The sequence below is a fragment of the Micrococcus sp. KRD128 genome, from assembly GCF_017168395.1.
GTDB classification, from domain to species: Bacteria; Actinomycetota; Actinomycetes; order Actinomycetales; family Micrococcaceae; genus Micrococcus; species Micrococcus luteus.
Genome location: NZ_JABFAX010000015.1, coordinates 188017 through 206388 on the forward strand (window position 1 = coordinate 188017; position 18372 = coordinate 206388).

Consider the following 18372-nt stretch of genomic DNA (forward strand, 5'->3'; position numbering starts at 1 on the left):
ACGTCCCAGGCATGACTCCCCATGCGCCCGAGCCTGTCCCCGCCCACCTGGCGGCCGCCGCCCGTCGGCGTGCGGCCGACACCCCCGATCCGGACCTCGCCCTCGTCACGCGCGGGCTGACCCAGCGGTTCGGGGACAAGCTGGCGCTGGACACGCTGGACCTGGACGTCCCGGCCGGCTCGTTCTTCGGGGTGGTCGGGCCCAACGGGGCGGGCAAGACCACGGCCCTGTCGATGGCCACCGGGCTGCTGCGCCCGGACCACGGCCGTGCCTGGATCCACGGCGTCGACGTGTGGGAGCAGCCCCTCGAGGCCAAGCGGCGGGTCGGCGTGCTCGCCGACGGCGTGCGCACCTTCGACCGACTCACGGGCGCGCAGCTCGTGACCTACGCCGGGCTGCTGCATGGCCTCGACGCGGACACCGTGGCCGAGCGGACCGCGGACCTGCTGCGGGTGATGGACCTGGAGGACGCCGGCCGCACGCTCGTCGCCGACTACTCCGCCGGCATGACCAAGAAGGTGTCCCTGGCGGCCGCCATGGTCCACGCCCCGGACCTGCTCGTCCTGGACGAGCCGTTCGAGGCCGTGGACCCGGTCTCCGCCGCGAACATCCGGGACATCCTGCACTCGTACGTGGAGCGGGGCGGCACCGTGATCGTCTCGAGCCACGTGATGGACCTCGTCCAGCGCATGTGCACCCACGTCGCCGTGATCGCGGCCGGGACGCTGCGGGCCGCCGGCACGCTCGAGGAGGTCCGGGACGGGCGCGACCTCGAGGACCGTTTCGTGGACCTCGTCGGCGGCCGCCACGGCTCGGAGGGGCTGGCATGGCTCTGACGCTCGTCCGACTGCGCTGGACGCTGACCCTGAACCAGTGGCGCCGGTCCCCGTTCACCCTGGTGATGAGCGTGGTCGGCGCGCTGTACGTGCTCGGCATGGCCGCCGTGGCGGTGACGCTGCTGGTCACGGGCCTGCCCGCCCTGCCGGTCGAGGCCCGCGGCGCCACGACCGTGCTGGTCGCCGCCGTCGTGGTGCTCGGCTGGCTCATCCTCCCGCCGTTCGTCACGGGCGTGGACGCCACGCTCGACCCGCACAGCTTCGTGCTCTTCCCCGTCCCGGCCCGCACCCTCATCGCCGGGCTGGTCCTGAGCGCCTTCACGACGCCGGTCGGGCTCGCCACGCTGGCCGTGCTGCTGGGCCTGGGGGCCAGCTGGTGGGACCGGCCGGCCGTGCTGGCGGCGGGCCTGGCCGGGGGTGCGCTCACCGCGGTGACCGCCGTGGCGAGCGGCTCCGGCCTCGCCGGCCTCCTGGCCGCCTACGCGAGCCGGCGCCGGGTGCGGGACGTCGTCTCCGTCCTGCTGTTCATCCCGCTCATGCTCGGCGGCGTCGCCCTCTCGCGGGCCATCGCGTCGTTCGAGGACTTCCTGGGCATTGCGCCCCAGGTCGCCCGCGGCGCGGTGTGGACCCCGTTCGGGGCGGGCCCCGCCGCGGCGTGGGCGGCCGCCGAGGGCCGCGGCGCCGCCGTCGCGCTCCACCTCGCGGTGGCGGCCGCCTGGTGCCTGGCCGCCCTGGCCCTGTGGCACCTGGCCGTGCGCCGCACCGTGGAGCCGGTGGCCGCGGGCGGCGGCCGGTCCCGCCGCGTCGCCGCGGGAGCGGACCCGACGCCGCTGCGCTGGCTGGGCCGGCCGGCCACGGGCCCGCGCACCGCGATCGCGGCCCGCGCCCAGCGCTACTGGCTGGCCGACCCGCGGTACGCGGCCGGGCTCGTCATCATCCCGCTCACGGCCATCCTGCTGTGGTTCACCGGGGGCATGGCCACGGAGGGGGGTCCCGGACTGGGCCTGCTGCTGGTCCTCGGGCCGATGACCGCCTGGTCCCTGGCCTACTCGATCTCCGCGGACATCGCCTACGACCACACGGCGTTCCACCTGCACGTCGTCTCGGGCGTGCGGGGCGTGGACGACCGCTGGGGCCGCGTCCTGGGCCTGGCGGGCTGGGGCGTGCCGATGATCCTCCTCGTGACGACGGCGACGGTGGCGGCGGCGGGGGACTGGTCCCTCCTGGCGCCGATGCTGGGCCTGGCCCTCGGCCTGTTCGGGACGACCGCCGGGCTGTCCGCCTTCCTCTCCGCCCGCTTCGTCTACCCGGTTCCGAAGCCGGGGGACAGCCCGTTCAAGACACCGCAGGGCGCGGCCATGCGCACGATGCTCGTCCAGGGCGCCGCGATGCTGGTGAGCCTGGCGCTCGCGGTGCCGTTCCTGGTGCCCTTCGTCCTCCGGCTCGTCACCGGGGCCGCCGTGTGGGGCTGGGTGACGGTGGCGCTCGGGCTCGCGTGGGGTGCCGTCGCGCTGTGGCTGGGTGTGCGCCTGGGGGCGCGCTGGTACGACCGCGCGCAGGCCGAGACCTACCAGGCCGTGGCCGCCTTCTGAGGGGCGCGGCTAGACTGGCCCGCATGAGTGTGACCGGCGAACCCGACCTGAACGACCCCTTCGCGCCCGCCGGCGGCGGCACGTCCGTCCTCGAGCGTGAGGAGCTGCGCCAGGAGATCGAGCCGGGCGACCACGAGCGCTTCGCCCACTACGTCCGCAAGGAGAAGATCACGGAGTCCGCCGTCACCGGCGCCCCCGTGATCGCCCTGTGCGGCAAGGTGTGGGTGCCGGGCCGGGACCCCAACAAGTTCCCCGTGTGCCCCACGTGCAAGGAGATCTACGAGGGTCTGCGCGAGCCGCAGGACGGCGGCGACGGCGACGGTGGCGGCAAGCGCGGCGGCTGGTTCGGAGGCCGCGGCCGTGGCTGACGGCCGCTCCCTGACGAGCGGCATCCCGGACGGCAGCGTCCAGCACGACCTGTTCCACATCGGCGAGGACCTTCCCCCCGCCATGCCCGAGCGCGCGGCGTGGGGGACGGCCCCCAAGCTGCGCCAGTGGCAGCAGGAGGCGCTGGAGCGCTATCTCGAGACCGCCCCGCAAGACTTCCTGGCGGTCGCGACCCCCGGCGCGGGCAAGACGACGTTCGCGCTGCGCGTAGCCAAGATCCTCCTGGACTCCGGCGTCGTGCAGCGGCTGACCGTCGTCGCGCCCACGGACCACCTCAAGCGCCAGTGGGCGGACAACGCCGCGCGCGTCGGCATCGCCATCGACCCGAACTTCAAGAACGCCGACGGGCGGCACGGCGCCGAGTACCGCGGGGTGGCGCTGACGTACGCCCAGGTGGCGAACAAGCCCGTCCTGCACCGCAACCGCACCGAGGCCGCCAAGACGCTGGTGATCCTGGACGAGATCCACCACGGCGGCGACGCCCTGAGCTGGGGCGAGGGCATCCGTGAGGCGTTCGAGCCGGCCACGCGGCGTCTGTCCCTGACCGGCACCCCGTTCCGCTCGGACACCGCCTCCATCCCCTTCGTCCGCTACGAACTCGGTGCGGACGGCATCGAGCGGTCGAAGGCGGACTACACGTACGGCTACGGCCCGGCGCTGCGGGACCACGTGGTGCGCCCGGTGATCTTCATGGCCTACTCCGGGCAGATGCGGTGGAAGACCTCCACCGGCGAGGTCATGGAGGCTCAGCTCGGCGAGGCCGCCACGAAGGACATCACCGCCTCCGCCTGGCGCACCGCGCTGGACCCGGCGGGCGAATGGATCCCGTCCGTGCTGCGCGCGGCCGACCGGCGGCTCAGCGAGGTGCGCCGCAACGTGCCCGACGCCGGCGGCCTCGTGATCGCCACGGACCACCAGGACGCGCGCGCGTACGCCGCGCAGCTCGAGGCGCTGACCGGCCAGCGGCCGGCCGTGATCCTCTCGGACGACAAGGGCGCCTCGGATCGCATCGAGGAGTTCGCCGCGTCGGACGAGCGGTGGATGGTGGCGGTGCGCATGGTGTCCGAGGGCGTGGACGTGCCCCGCCTGTGCGTGGGCGTGTACGCCACGTCCACGTCCACGCCCCTGTTCTTCGCCCAGGCCGTGGGCCGCTTCGTGCGCTCCCGCCGGCGTGGGGAGACCGCCTCGGTGTTCCTGCCGTCCGTGCCCGCGCTCATGCTGCTGGCCAACGAGATGGAGCTCGAGCGGGACCACGCGCTGGACCGCAAGGAGGGCGCCGTCGAGGTCGAGGACCTCGAGGACGCCCCCGAGGAGGACCTCATCGCGGAGGCCAACCGGGCCGAGAGCGGTTCGGACGCGCTGACGCGGGAGAAGTTCGAGGCCCTCGAGTCCCGGGCCAGCTTCGACAAGGTGCTCTTCGACGGCGGCGAGTTCGGCCTCGGCGGCGCCGTCGGCTCGGAGGAGGAGCAGGACTTCCTTGGCATCCCGGGCCTGCTGGACGCCGAGCAGGTCTCCGCCCTGCTGCGGCAGCGGCAGGCCGAGCAGATCCAGCGCCGGCCGCGTGCGCAGGCGGCCGAGCCCGCCGACGTCGTGGACCACCGGCGGATGAAGGAGCTGCGCTCCGAGCTGTCGAAGACGGTGTCCGCCTGGGCGGCCCGTTCCGGCCAGCCGCACGGGGTGATCCACAACCGCCTGCGGGAGATCTCCGGCGGCCCCGCCGTGGCCCAGGCCTCCCGCGAGCAGCTGGAGAAGCGGCTGAGCACCCTGCGCGGGTGGTTCGTCGGCCGGACCTGAGATCCGTCGGGAGCGCCGCGGGCGCCCGCGCGCCGGGGTCAGCCGTCCCGGGACTGGAAGCGCACGAAGGCGCGCAGCTCGTCGCCCTCCACGTCACGGGACTCGCGGAATCCATGGGCCTCGTAGAAGGCGCGCTGGCGCTCCTCGGTGTCCGTGAGCAGCACGTGCTGACGCACGTGGCCGAACCGGGCGAAGACGCGGCGCAGCAGCTCGGAGGCGATGCCGCGGCGCTGGTGCCCCGGATCCACGAGGATGTCCTGCAGGTAGGCGATGGTGTGGCCGTCGGAGACCACGCGGGCCAGACCGACGAGACGGCCGCCGTCGAAGGCGGTCACCACGGTGGCCGAGCCCTGCAGCCCGCCCATGAGCGTGTCCATGTCCGCCGTGTAGGCGGACCAGGAGACGGAGTCGTAGAGGGCGCGGACGTCGTCGGCGGCCGGGATGGCGCCGGAGAGGTAGCGGATGCCGTCCCGGTCTGCGGCGATGGGGGAGTCGGTCATGGCTGCTCTCCTCCTCTGCGTCGGGCACCGGCTCCGGCACGCCCGCCGGGGCCGCGTGCCCCCATCATGCCGCACGTCGTGACTTTCGTCACTGTCCCGACGTGCGGCGCCTCAGAGGCGACGCGGGCGCCGCTCGGGGCCGAACCCGCTCACGAGGTCGCCAGGATGGCCCCGGCGGCCTCCATCTCGTGGAGCGCGGCCTGGGCGGCCGCCTCGTCGACGCCGGCCACCAGGTCGGTCAGCACCGTGACCTCGTAGCCGGCGTCGAGGGCATCGAGCACGGTGGCGCGCACGCAGTGATCCGTCGCGATGCCCACCACGGTGATCGCGTCCACGCCCTGCTCACGGAGCCACTCGTCGAGGCCGGGGGCGCCGGACTCGACGGCGGCCGCGGCCACGGCGGTGGCCCCATACGGGCCGACGGTCCCGGAGGGGCGCTCGCCCGCGGCCCCGGTGGGGACGGCGTCGGGCTCGCCGAGGGCGCCGTCGAAGCCGGAGTAGGCGTCCGTGTGCAGGCCCTTGAGGAACTCGGCGTCGAGGTGCTCGACGTCCAGGTCGGGGTGCAGCTCGGCGCCGGTGGTGCCGGCCACGCAGTGCACCGGCCAGGTGGTGCGGAAGTCCGGCTCAGCGCCGGTGGCCGCGGCGAAGTGCGTGCCCGGGTCGACGTGCCAGTCGCGCGTGGCGGCCACGGCCGCGTAGGCGTCCGCGTGCTCGGCCAGGTGCTCGCTGACCCCGGCCGCGACGGCGGCTCCGCCGGTCACGCCGAGGGCGCCGCCCTCGCAGAAGTCGTTCTGCACGTCCACGATCACGAGGGCGCGGTTCAGGTTCTCCACGGGTCAGTCCTCCAGGAAGATGGTCGGGATGGCGGGATCGCCCGGCTGCAGGCGGCCCACCGAGGCGGGCAGCTCGCGCAGGGAGGCGGCGTGCCGCTCGGCGGCGCGGGTCACGGCCTCGGGGCCGGTCCAGCCCTCGGCCAGCTCGCCGGCGTGCACGAAACGATGCAGCAGGGGACGGTCGTCGGCGTCGGGCGCGGCGCCGCGGTTGACGCCGATCACCTCGGCGGTGGCCCGGCCCCGCCGGTCGCGGCGGCGCGCGGCTTCCTTGCGGCCGCCCCGGCTGGCCTTGCCGGAACTGGCCTTGGCCACGTCCACCCACGTGCCGTCGTCGTCCTGGCGGGCCACGAGCTTGTAGACCATGGAGGCGGTGGGCGCGCCGGATCCGGTGACCAGGCGCGTGCCCACGCCGTACGAGCTGACGGGGGCGGAGCGCAGGGCGGCGATCGCGTACTCGTCCAGGTCCGAGGTGACCATGATCCCGGTCTCGGTGTTGCCCAGCTCGTCGAGCAGCTCGCGCACGCGGTGAGCTTGGATCACGAGGTCGCCGGAGTCGACCCGGACGTTCCGCAGGGCCGGGCCGGCCACGTCGACCGCGGTGCGCACGCCCTGCTCCACGTCATAGGTGTCCACGAGGAGGGTGGTGTCCGCTCCGAGCGCGGCGACCTGGGCCTCGAAGGCGGCGCGCTCCGTGTCGTGCAGCAGGGTGAAGGAGTGGGCGGCGGTGCCGACGGTCGGGATGCCGTACCGGCGGCCCGCCTCGAGGTTCGAGGTCGCGGTGAAGCCCGCGATGGCCGCGGCGCGGGCCGCGGCCACGGCGGACTCCTCGTGCGTGCGGCGCGAGCCCATCTCGGCGCACGGGCGGCCGTCCGCGACCGCCGTCATGCGGGAGGCGGCGGAGGCCACGGCGGAGTCGTAGTTGTAGATGGAGAGCAGGTAGGTCTCCAGGATGCACGCCTCGGCGAAGGTCGACTCCACCTGCAGGAGGGGGGAGTGCGGGAAGTAGGCCTCACCCTCGGCGTAGCCCACGATGTCGCCCGTGAACTCGAAGTCGGCGAGCCAGGCCAGCGTGGCGTCGTCGAGGGCGGTGGTGTCCGCGAGGAAGTCGAGCTCGGGCGTGTCGAACCGGAAGCGGGACAGGCCCTCCAGCGCGCGGCCCACGCCGGCCACCACGCCGTAGCGGCGGCCGCTGGGCAGGCATCGGGTGAACAGCTCGAAGCGGGAGCGGCGGTGCGCGGTGCCGGCCTTCAGCGCGGCCTGGAGCATGGTCAGCTCGTAGTGGTCGGTCATCAGCGCCGTGGGGATCTGCCAGTCGTCGGCGGTCCGCGGGGCGCTGGGCACGGGGTTCTGGCTCACGCGCCCACCCTAGTGGACCGTCGCGGGGCCGGTCCTGGCCCGCCCGCCTCGTACACTGGGGCGCATGTCCGTGCTGACCCGCCACGATCCGTCCGCGCCGCGCGCCGTGCGTCCGGCGCCGGGCGAGTCCGTCCCCGCCGGCGCCACCGACACCGCCCTGCTGGAGCGGCCGCACGAGGACACGGCCCGGGACCGGCCGTGGAACGTGGTGGTGTGGAACGACCCGGTGAACCTGATGAGCTACGTCGCCTACGTGTTCCGCACCCACTTCGGCTACTCCGCGGCCAAGGCGCAGCGGCTCATGCTCGAGGTCCACGAGCGGGGCCGGTCCGTGGTGGCGACGGGCACCAAGGAGAAGGCCGAGCTGCACGTGGGCGCGATGCACGGCTACGGGCTGTGGGCCACGCTGGAGCAGGCGGAGGACTGAGGAGGGGCATGGCAGAGCGGTTCCGCTGGACGCGGCGGGGGTACACGGCGCAGCTGGAGCTGCCGGAGGTGCGCCTGCTGCGCGGGCTGGTCAGGGACGTCGTCGCCCTGCTCGAGGGCCGACGCGCGGACGTGCGCCCCGCCGAGGCAGACCCCACCGGGGCCGTGGCCGCCGACGACGGCGTCGACACGCCCGAGGACATCCCGGCGGCGCCGCCCTCCGCGTCCGCCGCGGAGGACGCGGGCCCCGTGGCCGGACTGGACGCGTCCGACGCCGCGTTCTGGGGGCTGGTCTCCGGCCTGCACCTGAGCCAGGGCCCGGAGCCGCAGCGCTCGGCCCCCGCCGACCCGGCCGTCGCCCGCCTGCTGCCGGATGCGATGCCCCAGGCCGGCGCCGCCGAGCAGGGCGCCCACCGGGCCCTGACCGAGGACGCCCTGTCCGAGGGCAAGCTCGCGGACGCGCGCCTGGCACTCGAGCTGCTGCGCTCGACGCGCGTGGAGGTGCCGCACGACCAGGCGCCGGCCTTCGGCCGCGCGCTCAACGACGTGCGCCTCGTCCTCGCCGCCCGCCTGGGCGTCGAGACCGAGGAGGACGCCGCCCGCGTGCACGCCGTGGACGACTGGCGCAGCGCGGAGGACGTGGAGTCCACCATGGCCCTGCTCTACAACTTCACCTCGTGGCTGCTGGAGACGCTCATGACGGAGATGCTCAGCGAGCTGCCCGAGGGATCGGACGAGTCTGCGCCGGGCGCCGGGGACGCGGAGGACGAGCAGTGATCGGCCGGCGCACCGTCGTGGACGCCGCCGCGCCGATCGGCGTGTTCGACTCGGGCGTGGGCGGGCTGACCGTGGCCCGGGCGATCATGGACCAGCTGCCCCACGAGTCCATCCTCTACGTGGGCGACACGGAGCACTCGCCGTACGGCCCGCGGCCCATCGCCGAGGTGCGGGCCCTGGCCCTGGCGATCATGGACGAGCTCGTCGCGCGCGGCGTCAAGGCGCTCGTGATCGCGTGCAACTCCGCGTCGGCCGCCGTGCTGCGCGACGCCCGCGAGCGCTACACGGGAGGCCACGGCATCCCCGTGATCGAGGTGATCCAGCCCGCCGTGCGCCGCGCCGTGGCCGCCACCCGCACGGGCCGGATCGGCGTGATCGGGACCGAGGCGACCGTCGGGTCCCGCGCCTACGAGGACTCGTTCTCGGCCGCCCCGCACCTCGAGATCACCTCGGTCGCGTGCCCGCGGTTCGTGGAGTTCGTGGAGGCCGGCATCACCACCGGCCCCGAACTGCTGGAGACCGCCCGGGAGTACACGGCCCCGCTGCGTGCGGCGGGCGTGGACACCCTCGTGCTGGGATGCACCCACTACCCGCTGCTGACCGGCGCGCTCTCGCTCGTGATGGGGGAGGACGTCACGCTCGTCTCCTCCGCGGAGGAGACCGCCAAGGACCTCTACCGGGAACTGGTCCGCCTCGGCCTCGAGCACCCCCACTCGGCGGCGGGCTCCGGCCAGGCCACCCGCCACCGCTTCGCCGCCACCGGCGACCCCGACCACTTCCAGGCCCTCGCGCGCCGCTTCCTCGGACCCGAGGTCGAGTCCGTGCGACGCCTGGAGACGATCGGCGCGCCCCGCCCCGCGGCCGCGCCGGTCCCGACGCGCTCGACGGCCTCCGTGCGGCTGGGTGCCGAGCAGGAGGGTGTGACGTGAAGCTGACCATCATCGGGGCCTCCGGGTCCTTCCCCGGCCCGGGCTCGCCCGCCTCGTGCTACCTCCTGACCGCCGAGGGCGTGGCCGAGGACGGCGTCACCCCGCGCACGTGGCGGATCCTGCTGGACCTCGGCAACGGCGCCCTCGGCGTGCTGCAGCGCTACGTCGATCTCGAGGACCTGGACGGCATCCTGCTCTCCCACCTGCACCCGGACCACTTCATGGACCTGTGCGGGATGCACGTGGCCATCCGCTGGAACCCGGCCGGCTGGGGCCGCGGCCGGCTGCCCGTCTACGGACCCGCCGGCACCGCCGACCGCATCGCCGAGGCGTACGGGATGGACCCCGAGCCGGGGATGCACCAGGACTTCGAGTTCCGGTGCTGGAGTGCCGGCCGCACCGAGCGGCTGGGTCCGTTCCGGTTCACCCCGGTCTCCGTGCGCCACCCCATCGACGAGGCCTACGCGATCCGGGTCGAGGTGGACCGCGTCGACGACGACGGCGGCCTCACCACCCGCGTGCTCACCTACTCCGGGGACACCGACGCGTGCGAGGGGCTCGTCGAGGCCGCGCGGGACGCGGACATGTTCCTGTGCGAGGCGGCCTTCCACGAGGGCCGGGACGACGGCATCGACGGCGTCCACCTGACCGGCCGGCGGGCCGGCGAGACGGCGGCGCAGGCCGGGGCCCGGAAGCTGCTGCTCACGCACCTGCCGGTGTGGAACGATCCGCAGCGCGCCGTCCAGGAGGCCCGCGCGGTGTACGATGGCCCGCTGGCCGTCGCCGTCTCGGGGCTGAGCTACGGCGTCTGAGGGCGTGCCTAGACTGGAGGCCATGAGCTCTCCCGCCACCACCGCCCCCCGCCCGGACGGCCGCGCCGTCGACGAGCTGCGCCCCATCACCATCACCCGGGGCTGGTCCCGGCAGGCGGAGGGCTCGGCCCTGATCGAGTTCGGGAACACCCGCGTGCTGTGCACCGCCTCCTTCACCGAGGGCGTGCCGCGCTGGCTCAAGGGCGAGGGGACCGGCTGGGTCACCGCCGAGTACGCGATGCTCCCGCGGGCCACCAACGAGCGCAGCCAGCGTGAGTCCGTCAAGGGCCGGATCGGCGGGCGCACCCACGAGATCTCCCGCCTGATCGGCCGGTCCCTGCGTGCCGTCATCGACCTGTCCGCCCTGGGGGAGAACACCATCGTCCTGGACTGCGACGTCCTCGACGCCGACGGCGGCACCCGCACCGCCGCCATCACGGGCGCCTACGTCGCCCTCGCCGAGGCGGTGGCCTGGGCGCGGCGCGAGGGGATCCTCGCCACGGGCGCCGCCGTCCTCAAGGACTCCGTCGCCGCGGTGTCCGTGGGCATCGTGGACGGGGTGCCCGTCCTCGACCTGCCATACGTGGAGGACGTGAAGGCGGAGACGGACATGAACGTGGTCGTCACCGGCGCCGGGGAGTTCGTGGAGGTGCAGGGCACCGCCGAGGGCGCGCCGTTCACCCGCGCCGAGCTGGACACCCTGCTGGACCTGGCCCTGATCGGCACGGGCGAGCTGGCCCGCATCCAGGCCGAGACCCTGGCCGCCGCCACGGAGGACCGGGCGTGAGCGGGCCGGCCGCCTCCTCGTCGTCGGGTGCGCCGGAGGGCGCCCGCATCGTGCTCGCCACGCACAACGCGGGCAAGGTGCGCGAGCTGCGGCAGCTGCTCGCCGGCGCCGTGCCCGGCCTCGACGTGGAGACCGCGGTGGTGGACGCGGGCGCCGTGGGCGCCCCGGACGTCGTCGAGGACGGCGTCACGTTCGCCCAGAACGCGCTGAAGAAGGCCCGCGCCGTGGCCGCGCACACCGGGCTGATCGCCGTCGCGGACGACTCCGGTCTGGCCGTGGACGTGCTGCACGGCGCCCCCGGGATCTTCTCGGCCCGCTGGGCCGGGCGCCACGGGGACGACCGTGCCAACCTCGAGCTGCTGCTGGCCCAGCTGGCCGACGTGCCGGACGAGCATCGGGGTGCCCAGTTCGTGTGCGCCGCCGCGCTCGCGGTCCCCAGCGGCCCGGACGCGGCGGGCACCCGGGCCATCCACGTCGAGCACGTCGAGCACGGCCGCCTGCCCGGCACGCTGCTGCGCGAGCCCGTGGGGGACGGCGGCTTCGGCTACGACCCGATCCTGCGCCCCGAGGGCCGGGACGTGTCCACCGCGCAGCTGAGCCCCGAGGACAAGAACGCGATCAGCCACCGGGGGCACGCCTTCCGCGCCCTGCTGCCCTACCTGGTGGACGCGCTCGACGCGCGCCCGTGAGCGGCGGGCGCGCCCCCGTGCCGGGGCTGGACTTCACCGCGATCGACTTCGAGACCGCCAACGGCTTCCGCGGCTCGCCGTGTGCCGTGGGCGCCGTGCGGGTGCGGGACGGGGTCATGGTGGACCGTGCCGAGTGGCTGATCCGTCCGCCCGTGGGCTTCGACCGGTTCGATCCCCGCAACGTGCGCATCCACGGCATCACCGAGGACCGCGTCCTGGCCGCCCCCCGGTTCGCGCAGGTGTACGACGAGCTCGCGGACTTCGTGGGGACGGACGTGCTCGCGGCGCACAACGCGGGCTTCGACGTCGGCGTCATCGAGTCCGGCCTCGAGGTCTCCGGCCGGGACGTGCCGGGCCTGGAGTTCGTGTGCACCCTGGTGCTGGCGCGCCGGGTCTACGACCTGCCCTCGTACGCCCTGCCCTCCGCGGCGCGCGAGGCCGGCTTCACCCCGGGACGCCACCACGACGCACTGGCCGACGCCGAGGCCTGCGCGGCCATCCTCGTGGACATCGGCCGGCGCGTGCTGGGGGCGCCGCCGGCCGACGCGGAGGTCCTGCCGGGGCTGACCGACGCGCCGGCCGGCCGCGGCGTCGACCGCCTGATGCGGGCCCAGGGGCTGAGCGTCAGCGTCCTCGCCCCCAAGGCGGCGGGATCGGGCGCCGAGTCGAAGGTCACCCGCCAGGCCCGGCGCACCGAGGGCGTCTTCGACGCGCGGGTCCCGCTGCGGGACGAACGCGCCATGCCCGACTTCATGCGCTGGCCGGATGAGGGCGTCAATCCGCTTCCGAACCCGGCCGCCGACCCGGGCCACCCCCTGTTCGGCCAGACCGTGGTGTTCACGGGCGGCATCGGCATGTCGCGTCAGAGTGCCAAGACGCGCGCGGCCGCGCACGGCGCGCAGACCGCGAACCGGGTGGGCGCGGCCACCACGATGCTCGTCGTGGGGGACGGCTTCGAGGCCGCGGACCTGCACCGCCCGCGCGCCGAGGACGGGGCACCGCAGGCCGTGACTACGGCGCTGGCGCACCGCAAGACGCGGGACGCCCTGCGCCGGCGGGAGCGTGGGCAGGCCATCGCCCTGGTCTCCGAGGGGGAGTTCCTGCAGATGCTCGACGGGAACTGGCCGGTCGCCGCGCGCTGAACCGCTCAGGTGGTCGCGGCGCTCCAGCGCCGGGCGGCCTCCAGGACGACCTCGCGCTCGGCGATCCACCCCGGGACGGAGGCCTCGGCCGCGGCGCGGTCCGCGGGGTCGTGCGCGCCGAACACGGCGGTGCCGTGCGCCGCGCCGAGCACCTGCCCGGCCAGTGAGGCCGTGGAGTCGGAGTCGCCGTCGTGGTTCACGCCGATCCGCAGCGCCAGGGCGAGCGCCGCCGCCGGATCGGCCGGGTGCGCCGCCTCCGCGGTGAGCGCGGCATACAGCGCGATGGCCAGGGCCTCCTCCGCGACCCAGCCCTCGCCCAGCGCGGTGGGGAGGGCGCCGGGGGCGCCGGGGTCGGCGTCGACGGTGCCGGCCAGGTCGACCGCCGCGGCGACGGCGGCGCGGGTCTCCTCGGCCTCCTCGCCCAGGCTGTCGAGCCACGCGCGGGCGTGCGCGACCGCGGCGGCCAGGTCCAGGCCGCGCAGCAGGGTCGCGATGACGAGGGCGTACGCGGCCGCCGCGACCCACGCGGTGGGGTGGCCGTGCGTGAGGACGGCCCCCTGGCGGGCGAGGGACACGACGTGCGGGTCCTCGAGACCCGGCACCATCCCGTACGGGGCCGAGCGCATGACCGTCCCGCAGCCCTTCGAGCCCGGGTTGTGCGGGTCGCCCGGCAGGCCCATCCCCGGTTCGGCGAGCCCGCTCAGGCACGCGGTGCCCGGCGCGCGGCGCACCTTCAGCTCCGCGTGCGCGTCGATCCAGCGGGGCGGGGCCGGGGGAGCGCCCTCGGGCAGCGCGCCGTCCTGCGTGGCGAACCAGCGCAGGCACGCGAGCCACACGCACGCGGCGGGATCGGCCGGGACGCCGTCGTTCTGCCACTCGATCCACTCGAGCAGGCCGTCGAGCACGTACAGCGTCAGCTGCGTGTCGTCGGTGATCGGCAGGGCGTGGGCGCCCTCCTGGGCGAGCAGGTCCGCGGCGTCGGTGACGCCGGCGGGGCCGTGCACCGCCGCGATCCCCGACGCGGGGGTGAACTCGACGACGCCGCCCAGCGCGTCCCCGGCGGCACCGGCCGCGAGGAGGGCCAGGACCCGGTCGGCGTGCTCGGGGCCGGGCAGGGGCGTGGACGAGGAGGCGGTGGGATCGGGCGCGGTGGCGGACATGTCGCCATCGTACGAGCCGTGCGGCGTCGTGCTTATCCCGTCCGCACCCTCCCTAGAGTGGGCCGCATGATCCTGCTGCACACCTCGGACTGGCATCTGGGCCGGTCGTTCCACGGCACCGGGCTGCTCGAGGCCCAGGAGGAGGTCCTGGACGCCCTGGTCGCGACCGTGACGGAGCGCGGCGTGGACGCCGTCCTGCTGGCCGGGGACGTGTACGACCGCGCGCTGCCGCCGTCGGACGCCGTCCGGCTGCTGGACCGGACGCTCACCCGGCTGCACGCGGCTGGCGCCCAGGTGGTGCTCACGAGCGGCAACCACGACTCGGCGGTGCGCCTCGGCTTCGGCGGCGGACTCCTGGCGGCCGCGGGCGTGCACGTGCGCGCGGACGCCGCGGAGCTGGACCGCCCGGTGCTGCTCACCGAGCCCGGGGTCGACGGCGGCGCAGGCCAGACCGTGGCCGTCTACGGCATCCCCTACCTCGAACCGCGTCACCAGGGACCGGCCTGGGGCGTGGCGCCCCACCACACGGCCGTGCTGACGGAGGCGGTCCGCCGTGTCCACGCCGATCTGGCCGCCCGCCGCGCCGAGGCGCCGGAGCCGGTGGCCGGCGTCGTGCTGGCCCACCTGTTCGCGGCCGGGGGCCACGGCTCCGAGTCCGAACGGGACATCGGCGAGGGGGAGCACGTCGAGCCGGACGCCCCGCCCGAGATGCTGGTGGGCACGCTGGGGCAGGTGCCGGTCTCCGTGTTCGACGGGCTCGACTACGCGGCCCTGGGCCACCTGCACGGCCGCCAGCGGCTGGCCGAGCACGTGCGGTACTCCGGCTCTCCGCTGCCGTACTCCTTCTCCGAGGCGGGCCACCGCAAGGGCGGCTGGCTCGTCCACGTCACGGGCGGGGCCGTCACCGACGTCGAGGCCGTGGACTGGGACGCCGGGCGGCGCCTGGCGGTGCTGTCCGGGCCGATCGAGGACCTGCTGGAGTCCCCGGAGTTCGCGTGGGCGGAGCAGTGCTGGGTGCAGGTCACCGTCACCGACGACGACCGCCCCGAGCGGGCCCTGGAGCGTCTCAAGACGCGGTTCCCCTTCGTGCTCGTCTTCCGCCACGAACCGGTCGGCGGGAGGCGGGCCCGGGAGCGGACCTACGCCCAGGTCCTGCGGCAGGCGCCCTCGGACCACGCGCTCGCGGTCGGTTTCGTGGACCACGTCCGGCAGCGGCCGGCCAGCGAGGCCGAGCGGGACCTGCTGGGGGACGCCCTCGAGGCCGCCCGCGCGGCGGAGGTGCGCGCATGAGGATCCACCGGATGCGCCTGGAGGGGCTCGGGCCCTACGCCCAGGCGCAGGACGTCGACTTCGACCGGCTCAACGCGGCCGGCCTGTTCCTGCTGGACGGGCCCACCGGCGCGGGCAAGTCCACGGTGCTGGCCGCGCTGTGCTTCGCCCTCTACGGGACCGTGCCGGGCGGACGGTCGGCCGAGTCGCTCGTGACCACGCTGCGCGAGCCCGGCGCGGTGATCCCCGAGGTGCAGGTCGAGTTCACCGTGCAGGGCCGGCGCTTCGAGGTGGTCCGCTCGCCCAGGCACGAGCGGCCCCGCCGGCGACGCAGCGCGGCGGGGGGCGCCACCGTCACCACGCAGGCCACGGTCTCCCTGCGGGAACGCGTGGCCGGGGAATGGACGGCGCCGCTCACCCGGGCGGACGAGGTGGGCCAGCAGATCGCGGACGTCCTGCACCTGGACGCCGAGCAGTTCATGCAGGTCGTCCTGCTGCCCCAGGGGCAGTTCGCCCAGTTCCTCACCGCGAAGTCGGATGAGCGCCGCGCCCTGCTGCGGCGGCTCTTCGGCACGCAGCGCTTCGACGGCGTCGAGGAGCACCTGCGCGGCGAGACGGCCCGGCTGGACACCGCGGTGGCCGTGGACGCGGACGTGGCCCGGACCGCGCGGGCGCAGCTGGCCGAGGCGCTCCACGAGGCGCTCGGCCCGGACTGGCATGCGCCGGAGCCGTCACCGGACACGGACGAGCGGCTGCTCACCCTCGCCGCCGAGCGCGCGGGTCGCGCCCAGGAGGACGCACGGGCCGGCCTCGCCATGGCCCGCGCCGCCGAGCAGCAGGCTCGGGTGACGGCGCGTGAGCTGGAGACCCGCGGGCGGGACCTGGCCGCGGCCGAGGCGTGGGGGCGCCGTCGACGCGACCACGACGCCGAGGCCGAGACCGCCGCGGCGCGGCGCCGCGCCGTCGACGCCCATGAGCGCGCCGGGCGGGTGCTCACCGCCGCGCAGCGTGCCACCGCGGCGGCGGACGTCGCCGGCACCGCGTCGGAGGCGGTGACGCAGGCCCTGGCGCACGTCGAGGACGAGCCGATCGCGGCGGCGTGGCTCGCCGCCGCCCGGGCGGACGGGGCCGCCGACGCGCCCGCCTCCCGCCAGGCGCTGGGGGAGGCCGAGCGCGCCGCGGAGGCGGTGGTGCGCGCCGTCCGGGACCGTGACCGGATGCGCGAGCTGGAGCAGGAGGCGGCCGCCGCGGCGGAGCGGCGGGCCGAGATCGACCGCGACCGCGCCGCCCTGGTCGGGTCCCGCCCCGAGCGTGAGGCGGCCGTCGCGACACTCCGCTCGGCCGTCGAACGTGGCACCGAGCGTCTCGGTGCCCGGGAGGCCGTGGACCGCGCCGTGGACGAGGCCGCCGCGCGCCGCACGGCCGCCGAGGCCGCGGCTGCCCGCACCGTCGAGGTCGAGACCGCGGCCCGGGCCCATCGGGAGGCACAGGAGCGGCGGAGTGAGGCCGCCGAACGGCACGTCGGTCTGCTGCGTGCCCGGTACGAGCAGGCCGCCTCCGAGCTGGCGGAGCGGCTCGTGCCCGGCGAGCCGTGCGCCGTGTGCGGCTCGCCCGAGCACCCGGCCCCGGCCGCCACCGCGGACACCACGGTGACCGAGGCGGACGTGCGGGACGCCGAGCAGGCCCGGACCGCGGCCGACCGTGCCGCGGCCGACGCCGAGACCGCCCTGCGCGCCGCCGAGCAGACCCTCCGCACGGCGCGCGAGGCCGCCGCCGGGCTCGCACCCGAGGCCGCGCGAGAGGCGCTCGAGCGCGCCGAGGCCGAACGGGCCGTGCTGGACCAGGCGGCGAAGGACCTCGCCGCCGACCGCCGCCGGCTGACCGCCGCCGAGAAGACGCTCGCCGGGGCCGACGAGACCGCCGCCGCGCTCGCGGCCGAGGACGGCCGGCTCGCCGAGGCCGCCGCCCACCGCGCCGCCCGGCTGACCGAGCTGCGGGACGCCGTCGAGGCCGCCCGCGGAGACGCCGAGACCCTCGACGCCCGCCGCGACCAGCTCACCGCCGCACGCCGGGTCCTGGCCGCCCTCGCGGCGGCGCAGGACGAGGACGCGCGCGCCCGGGCGGTCGCCGACGAGACCGGCCAGGCGCTCACCGCCGCGCTGGCCGAACAGCACTTCGACGACGTCGACGCGGCGCGCGCGGCCCGCCTCGGGGAGACGGACGCCGCCGCCCGCACGGCCGCCGTGCAGGAGTGGGACGCCGAACGGGCCCGCCTCGCCGAGCTCGAGGCGAGCGAGCCCGTCCGCCGGGGCCGCGCCCTCGCCGAGGCGGGCGCCGAGCCGCCGACCGAGGAGCAGACCCGCGCCGCTGCCCAAGCGCTCGCCGCGGCCGAGGCCACGAGCTCGTCCCGGGCGACGGCGGTCGGGCGGCTCGATTCGCTCGTCGCCACGGTGCGCCGGCAGTCGGCCGCCCTGACCGAGGTCCTGGAGCGGTCCGCCGGGCTCATCGCCGAACACACGCGGGTGCGGGGGCTGCTCGACCTCGTCCGTGGCGGCGGGGAGAACCTGCTCAAGATGCCCCTGACGAGCTACGTCCTCGCCGGGCGACTCGAGGAGGTCGCCGCCGCGGCCACCGAGCGTCTGCTCGCCATGACGGACCAGCGGTATTCGATCGAGTACTCCGACGCCGTGGGCGGGCGCGGGAACAAGGGCCTCGAACTCGTCATCCGGGACCACTACGTGGACGAGACACGCCACCCGGCCACGCTCTCGGGCGGCGAGACCTTCATGGCCTCCCTCGCCCTCGCCCTGGGGCTCGCGGACACCGTGCAGGCCGAAGCCGGCGGCATCGAACTGGACACGCTCTTCGTGGACGAGGGCTTCGGCTCGCTCGACGCGGACACGCTCGACGACGTCCTGGACGTCGTGGACACCCTGCGGACCGGCGGCCGGACCGTGGGCCTCGTCTCCCACGTCGAACGGATGAGGCAGGAGATCGGCGTGCGCCTCGAGGTGCGCAAGAACCGGCGCGGCTCGAGCCTCGCGGTGCACGACGGCGCCTGAGCGGCGGGGGTGCGCCCCGCC

At 75.8% G+C, this 18372-nt stretch carries 17 protein-coding genes; 13 read left to right on the top strand and 4 right to left on the bottom strand.

Annotation, left to right across the window (positions count from 1 at the left end; translation table 11 throughout):
* Positions 1-11: 11 nt before the first annotated feature.
* From J1M44_RS07085 to J1M44_RS07100, 4 genes are read left to right on the top strand one after another with little or no spacing between them, the layout of a single operon-like run.
* Entirely contained in the window at positions 12-836 is an 825-nt protein-coding gene (locus J1M44_RS07085) for an ABC transporter ATP-binding protein (protein WP_144824267.1), read from the top strand.
* The gene (locus J1M44_RS07090; RefSeq protein ID WP_144824268.1) at positions 827-2428 is read left to right on the top strand and encodes a Tat (twin-arginine translocation) pathway signal sequence; all 1602 of its coding nucleotides are present in this window, start codon (positions 827-829) and stop codon (positions 2426-2428) included. The genes J1M44_RS07085 and J1M44_RS07090 overlap by 10 nt, the downstream gene beginning before the upstream one ends.
* A gap of 23 nt (positions 2429-2451) precedes the next feature.
* Complete coding sequence (locus tag J1M44_RS07095) at positions 2452-2796, top strand: DUF3039 domain-containing protein (protein ID WP_010079007.1); 345 nt, start codon at positions 2452-2454, stop codon at positions 2794-2796.
* Positions 2789-4609 carry a DEAD/DEAH box helicase gene (locus J1M44_RS07100; protein WP_081091236.1) on the top strand — a complete coding sequence of 607 codons (1821 nt, stop codon included), beginning with the start codon at positions 2789-2791 and terminating at the stop codon, positions 4607-4609. The genes J1M44_RS07095 and J1M44_RS07100 overlap by 8 nt, the downstream gene beginning before the upstream one ends.
* Positions 4610-4647: 38 nt before the next feature.
* Here the strand turns inward: J1M44_RS07100 and J1M44_RS07105 are convergent, their stop codons facing one another.
* The 3 genes from J1M44_RS07105 to J1M44_RS07115 form a co-directional block, all read right to left on the bottom strand.
* Positions 4648-5109 (bottom strand): GNAT family N-acetyltransferase, encoded by a 462-nt coding sequence (locus J1M44_RS07105; protein WP_060774587.1) that lies wholly within the window; start codon positions 5107-5109, stop codon positions 4648-4650.
* Between the two features lie 149 nt (positions 5110-5258).
* A complete protein-coding gene (locus tag J1M44_RS07110) occupies positions 5259-5942 on the bottom strand; it encodes an isochorismatase family protein (protein WP_060774586.1) in 684 nt (227 codons plus the stop codon).
* Between the two features lie 3 nt (positions 5943-5945).
* The gene (locus tag J1M44_RS07115) at positions 5946-7298 is read right to left on the bottom strand and encodes a nicotinate phosphoribosyltransferase (protein WP_206480798.1); all 1353 of its coding nucleotides are present in this window, start codon (positions 7296-7298) and stop codon (positions 5946-5948) included.
* A gap of 64 nt (positions 7299-7362) precedes the next feature.
* Here J1M44_RS07115 and clpS point away from each other — a divergent pair, with 64 nt between their 5' ends.
* Genes clpS through J1M44_RS07150 form a run of 7 tightly spaced genes read left to right on the top strand, consistent with a single transcriptional unit; the run spans position 7363 to position 12860 of the window.
* A complete protein-coding gene (gene clpS, locus J1M44_RS07120; RefSeq protein WP_002857236.1) occupies positions 7363-7725 on the top strand; it encodes an ATP-dependent Clp protease adapter ClpS in 363 nt (120 codons plus the stop codon).
* Between the two features lie 8 nt (positions 7726-7733).
* A complete protein-coding gene (locus J1M44_RS07125) occupies positions 7734-8501 on the top strand; it encodes a DUF2017 family protein (RefSeq protein WP_002857234.1) in 768 nt (255 codons plus the stop codon).
* Complete coding sequence (gene murI / locus J1M44_RS07130; protein WP_144824270.1) at positions 8498-9430, top strand: glutamate racemase; 933 nt, start codon at positions 8498-8500, stop codon at positions 9428-9430. Before J1M44_RS07125 ends, murI begins: the two co-directional genes overlap by 4 nt.
* Complete coding sequence (locus J1M44_RS07135) at positions 9427-10242, top strand: MBL fold metallo-hydrolase (RefSeq protein WP_144824271.1); 816 nt, start codon at positions 9427-9429, stop codon at positions 10240-10242. Before murI ends, J1M44_RS07135 begins: the two co-directional genes overlap by 4 nt.
* A gap of 22 nt (positions 10243-10264) precedes the next feature.
* A complete protein-coding gene (rph, locus tag J1M44_RS07140; RefSeq protein WP_144824272.1) occupies positions 10265-11029 on the top strand; it encodes a ribonuclease PH in 765 nt (254 codons plus the stop codon).
* A complete protein-coding gene (locus J1M44_RS07145; RefSeq protein WP_126860763.1) occupies positions 11026-11718 on the top strand; it encodes a non-canonical purine NTP pyrophosphatase in 693 nt (230 codons plus the stop codon). The genes rph and J1M44_RS07145 overlap by 4 nt, the downstream gene beginning before the upstream one ends.
* Entirely contained in the window at positions 11715-12860 is a 1146-nt protein-coding gene (locus J1M44_RS07150; RefSeq protein ID WP_144824273.1) for an exonuclease domain-containing protein, read from the top strand. The genes J1M44_RS07145 and J1M44_RS07150 overlap by 4 nt, the downstream gene beginning before the upstream one ends.
* A gap of 5 nt (positions 12861-12865) precedes the next feature.
* Here J1M44_RS07150 and J1M44_RS07155 read toward each other — a convergent pair whose 3' ends face one another.
* Positions 12866-14020 (bottom strand): ADP-ribosylglycohydrolase family protein, encoded by a 1155-nt coding sequence (locus J1M44_RS07155; RefSeq protein WP_144824274.1) that lies wholly within the window; start codon positions 14018-14020, stop codon positions 12866-12868.
* 66 nt (positions 14021-14086) lie between these two features.
* Between J1M44_RS07155 and J1M44_RS07160 the strand changes: the two genes are divergently transcribed.
* Together J1M44_RS07160 and J1M44_RS07165 are read left to right on the top strand one after the other, a co-directional pair.
* Complete coding sequence (locus J1M44_RS07160; protein ID WP_144824275.1) at positions 14087-15310, top strand: exonuclease SbcCD subunit D; 1224 nt, start codon at positions 14087-14089, stop codon at positions 15308-15310.
* Positions 15307-18351, top strand: a complete 3045-nt coding sequence (locus J1M44_RS07165; RefSeq protein WP_206480799.1) for an AAA family ATPase — start codon at positions 15307-15309, stop codon at positions 18349-18351. The genes J1M44_RS07160 and J1M44_RS07165 overlap by 4 nt, the downstream gene beginning before the upstream one ends.
* The last annotated feature ends 21 nt before the right edge of the window (positions 18352-18372 follow it).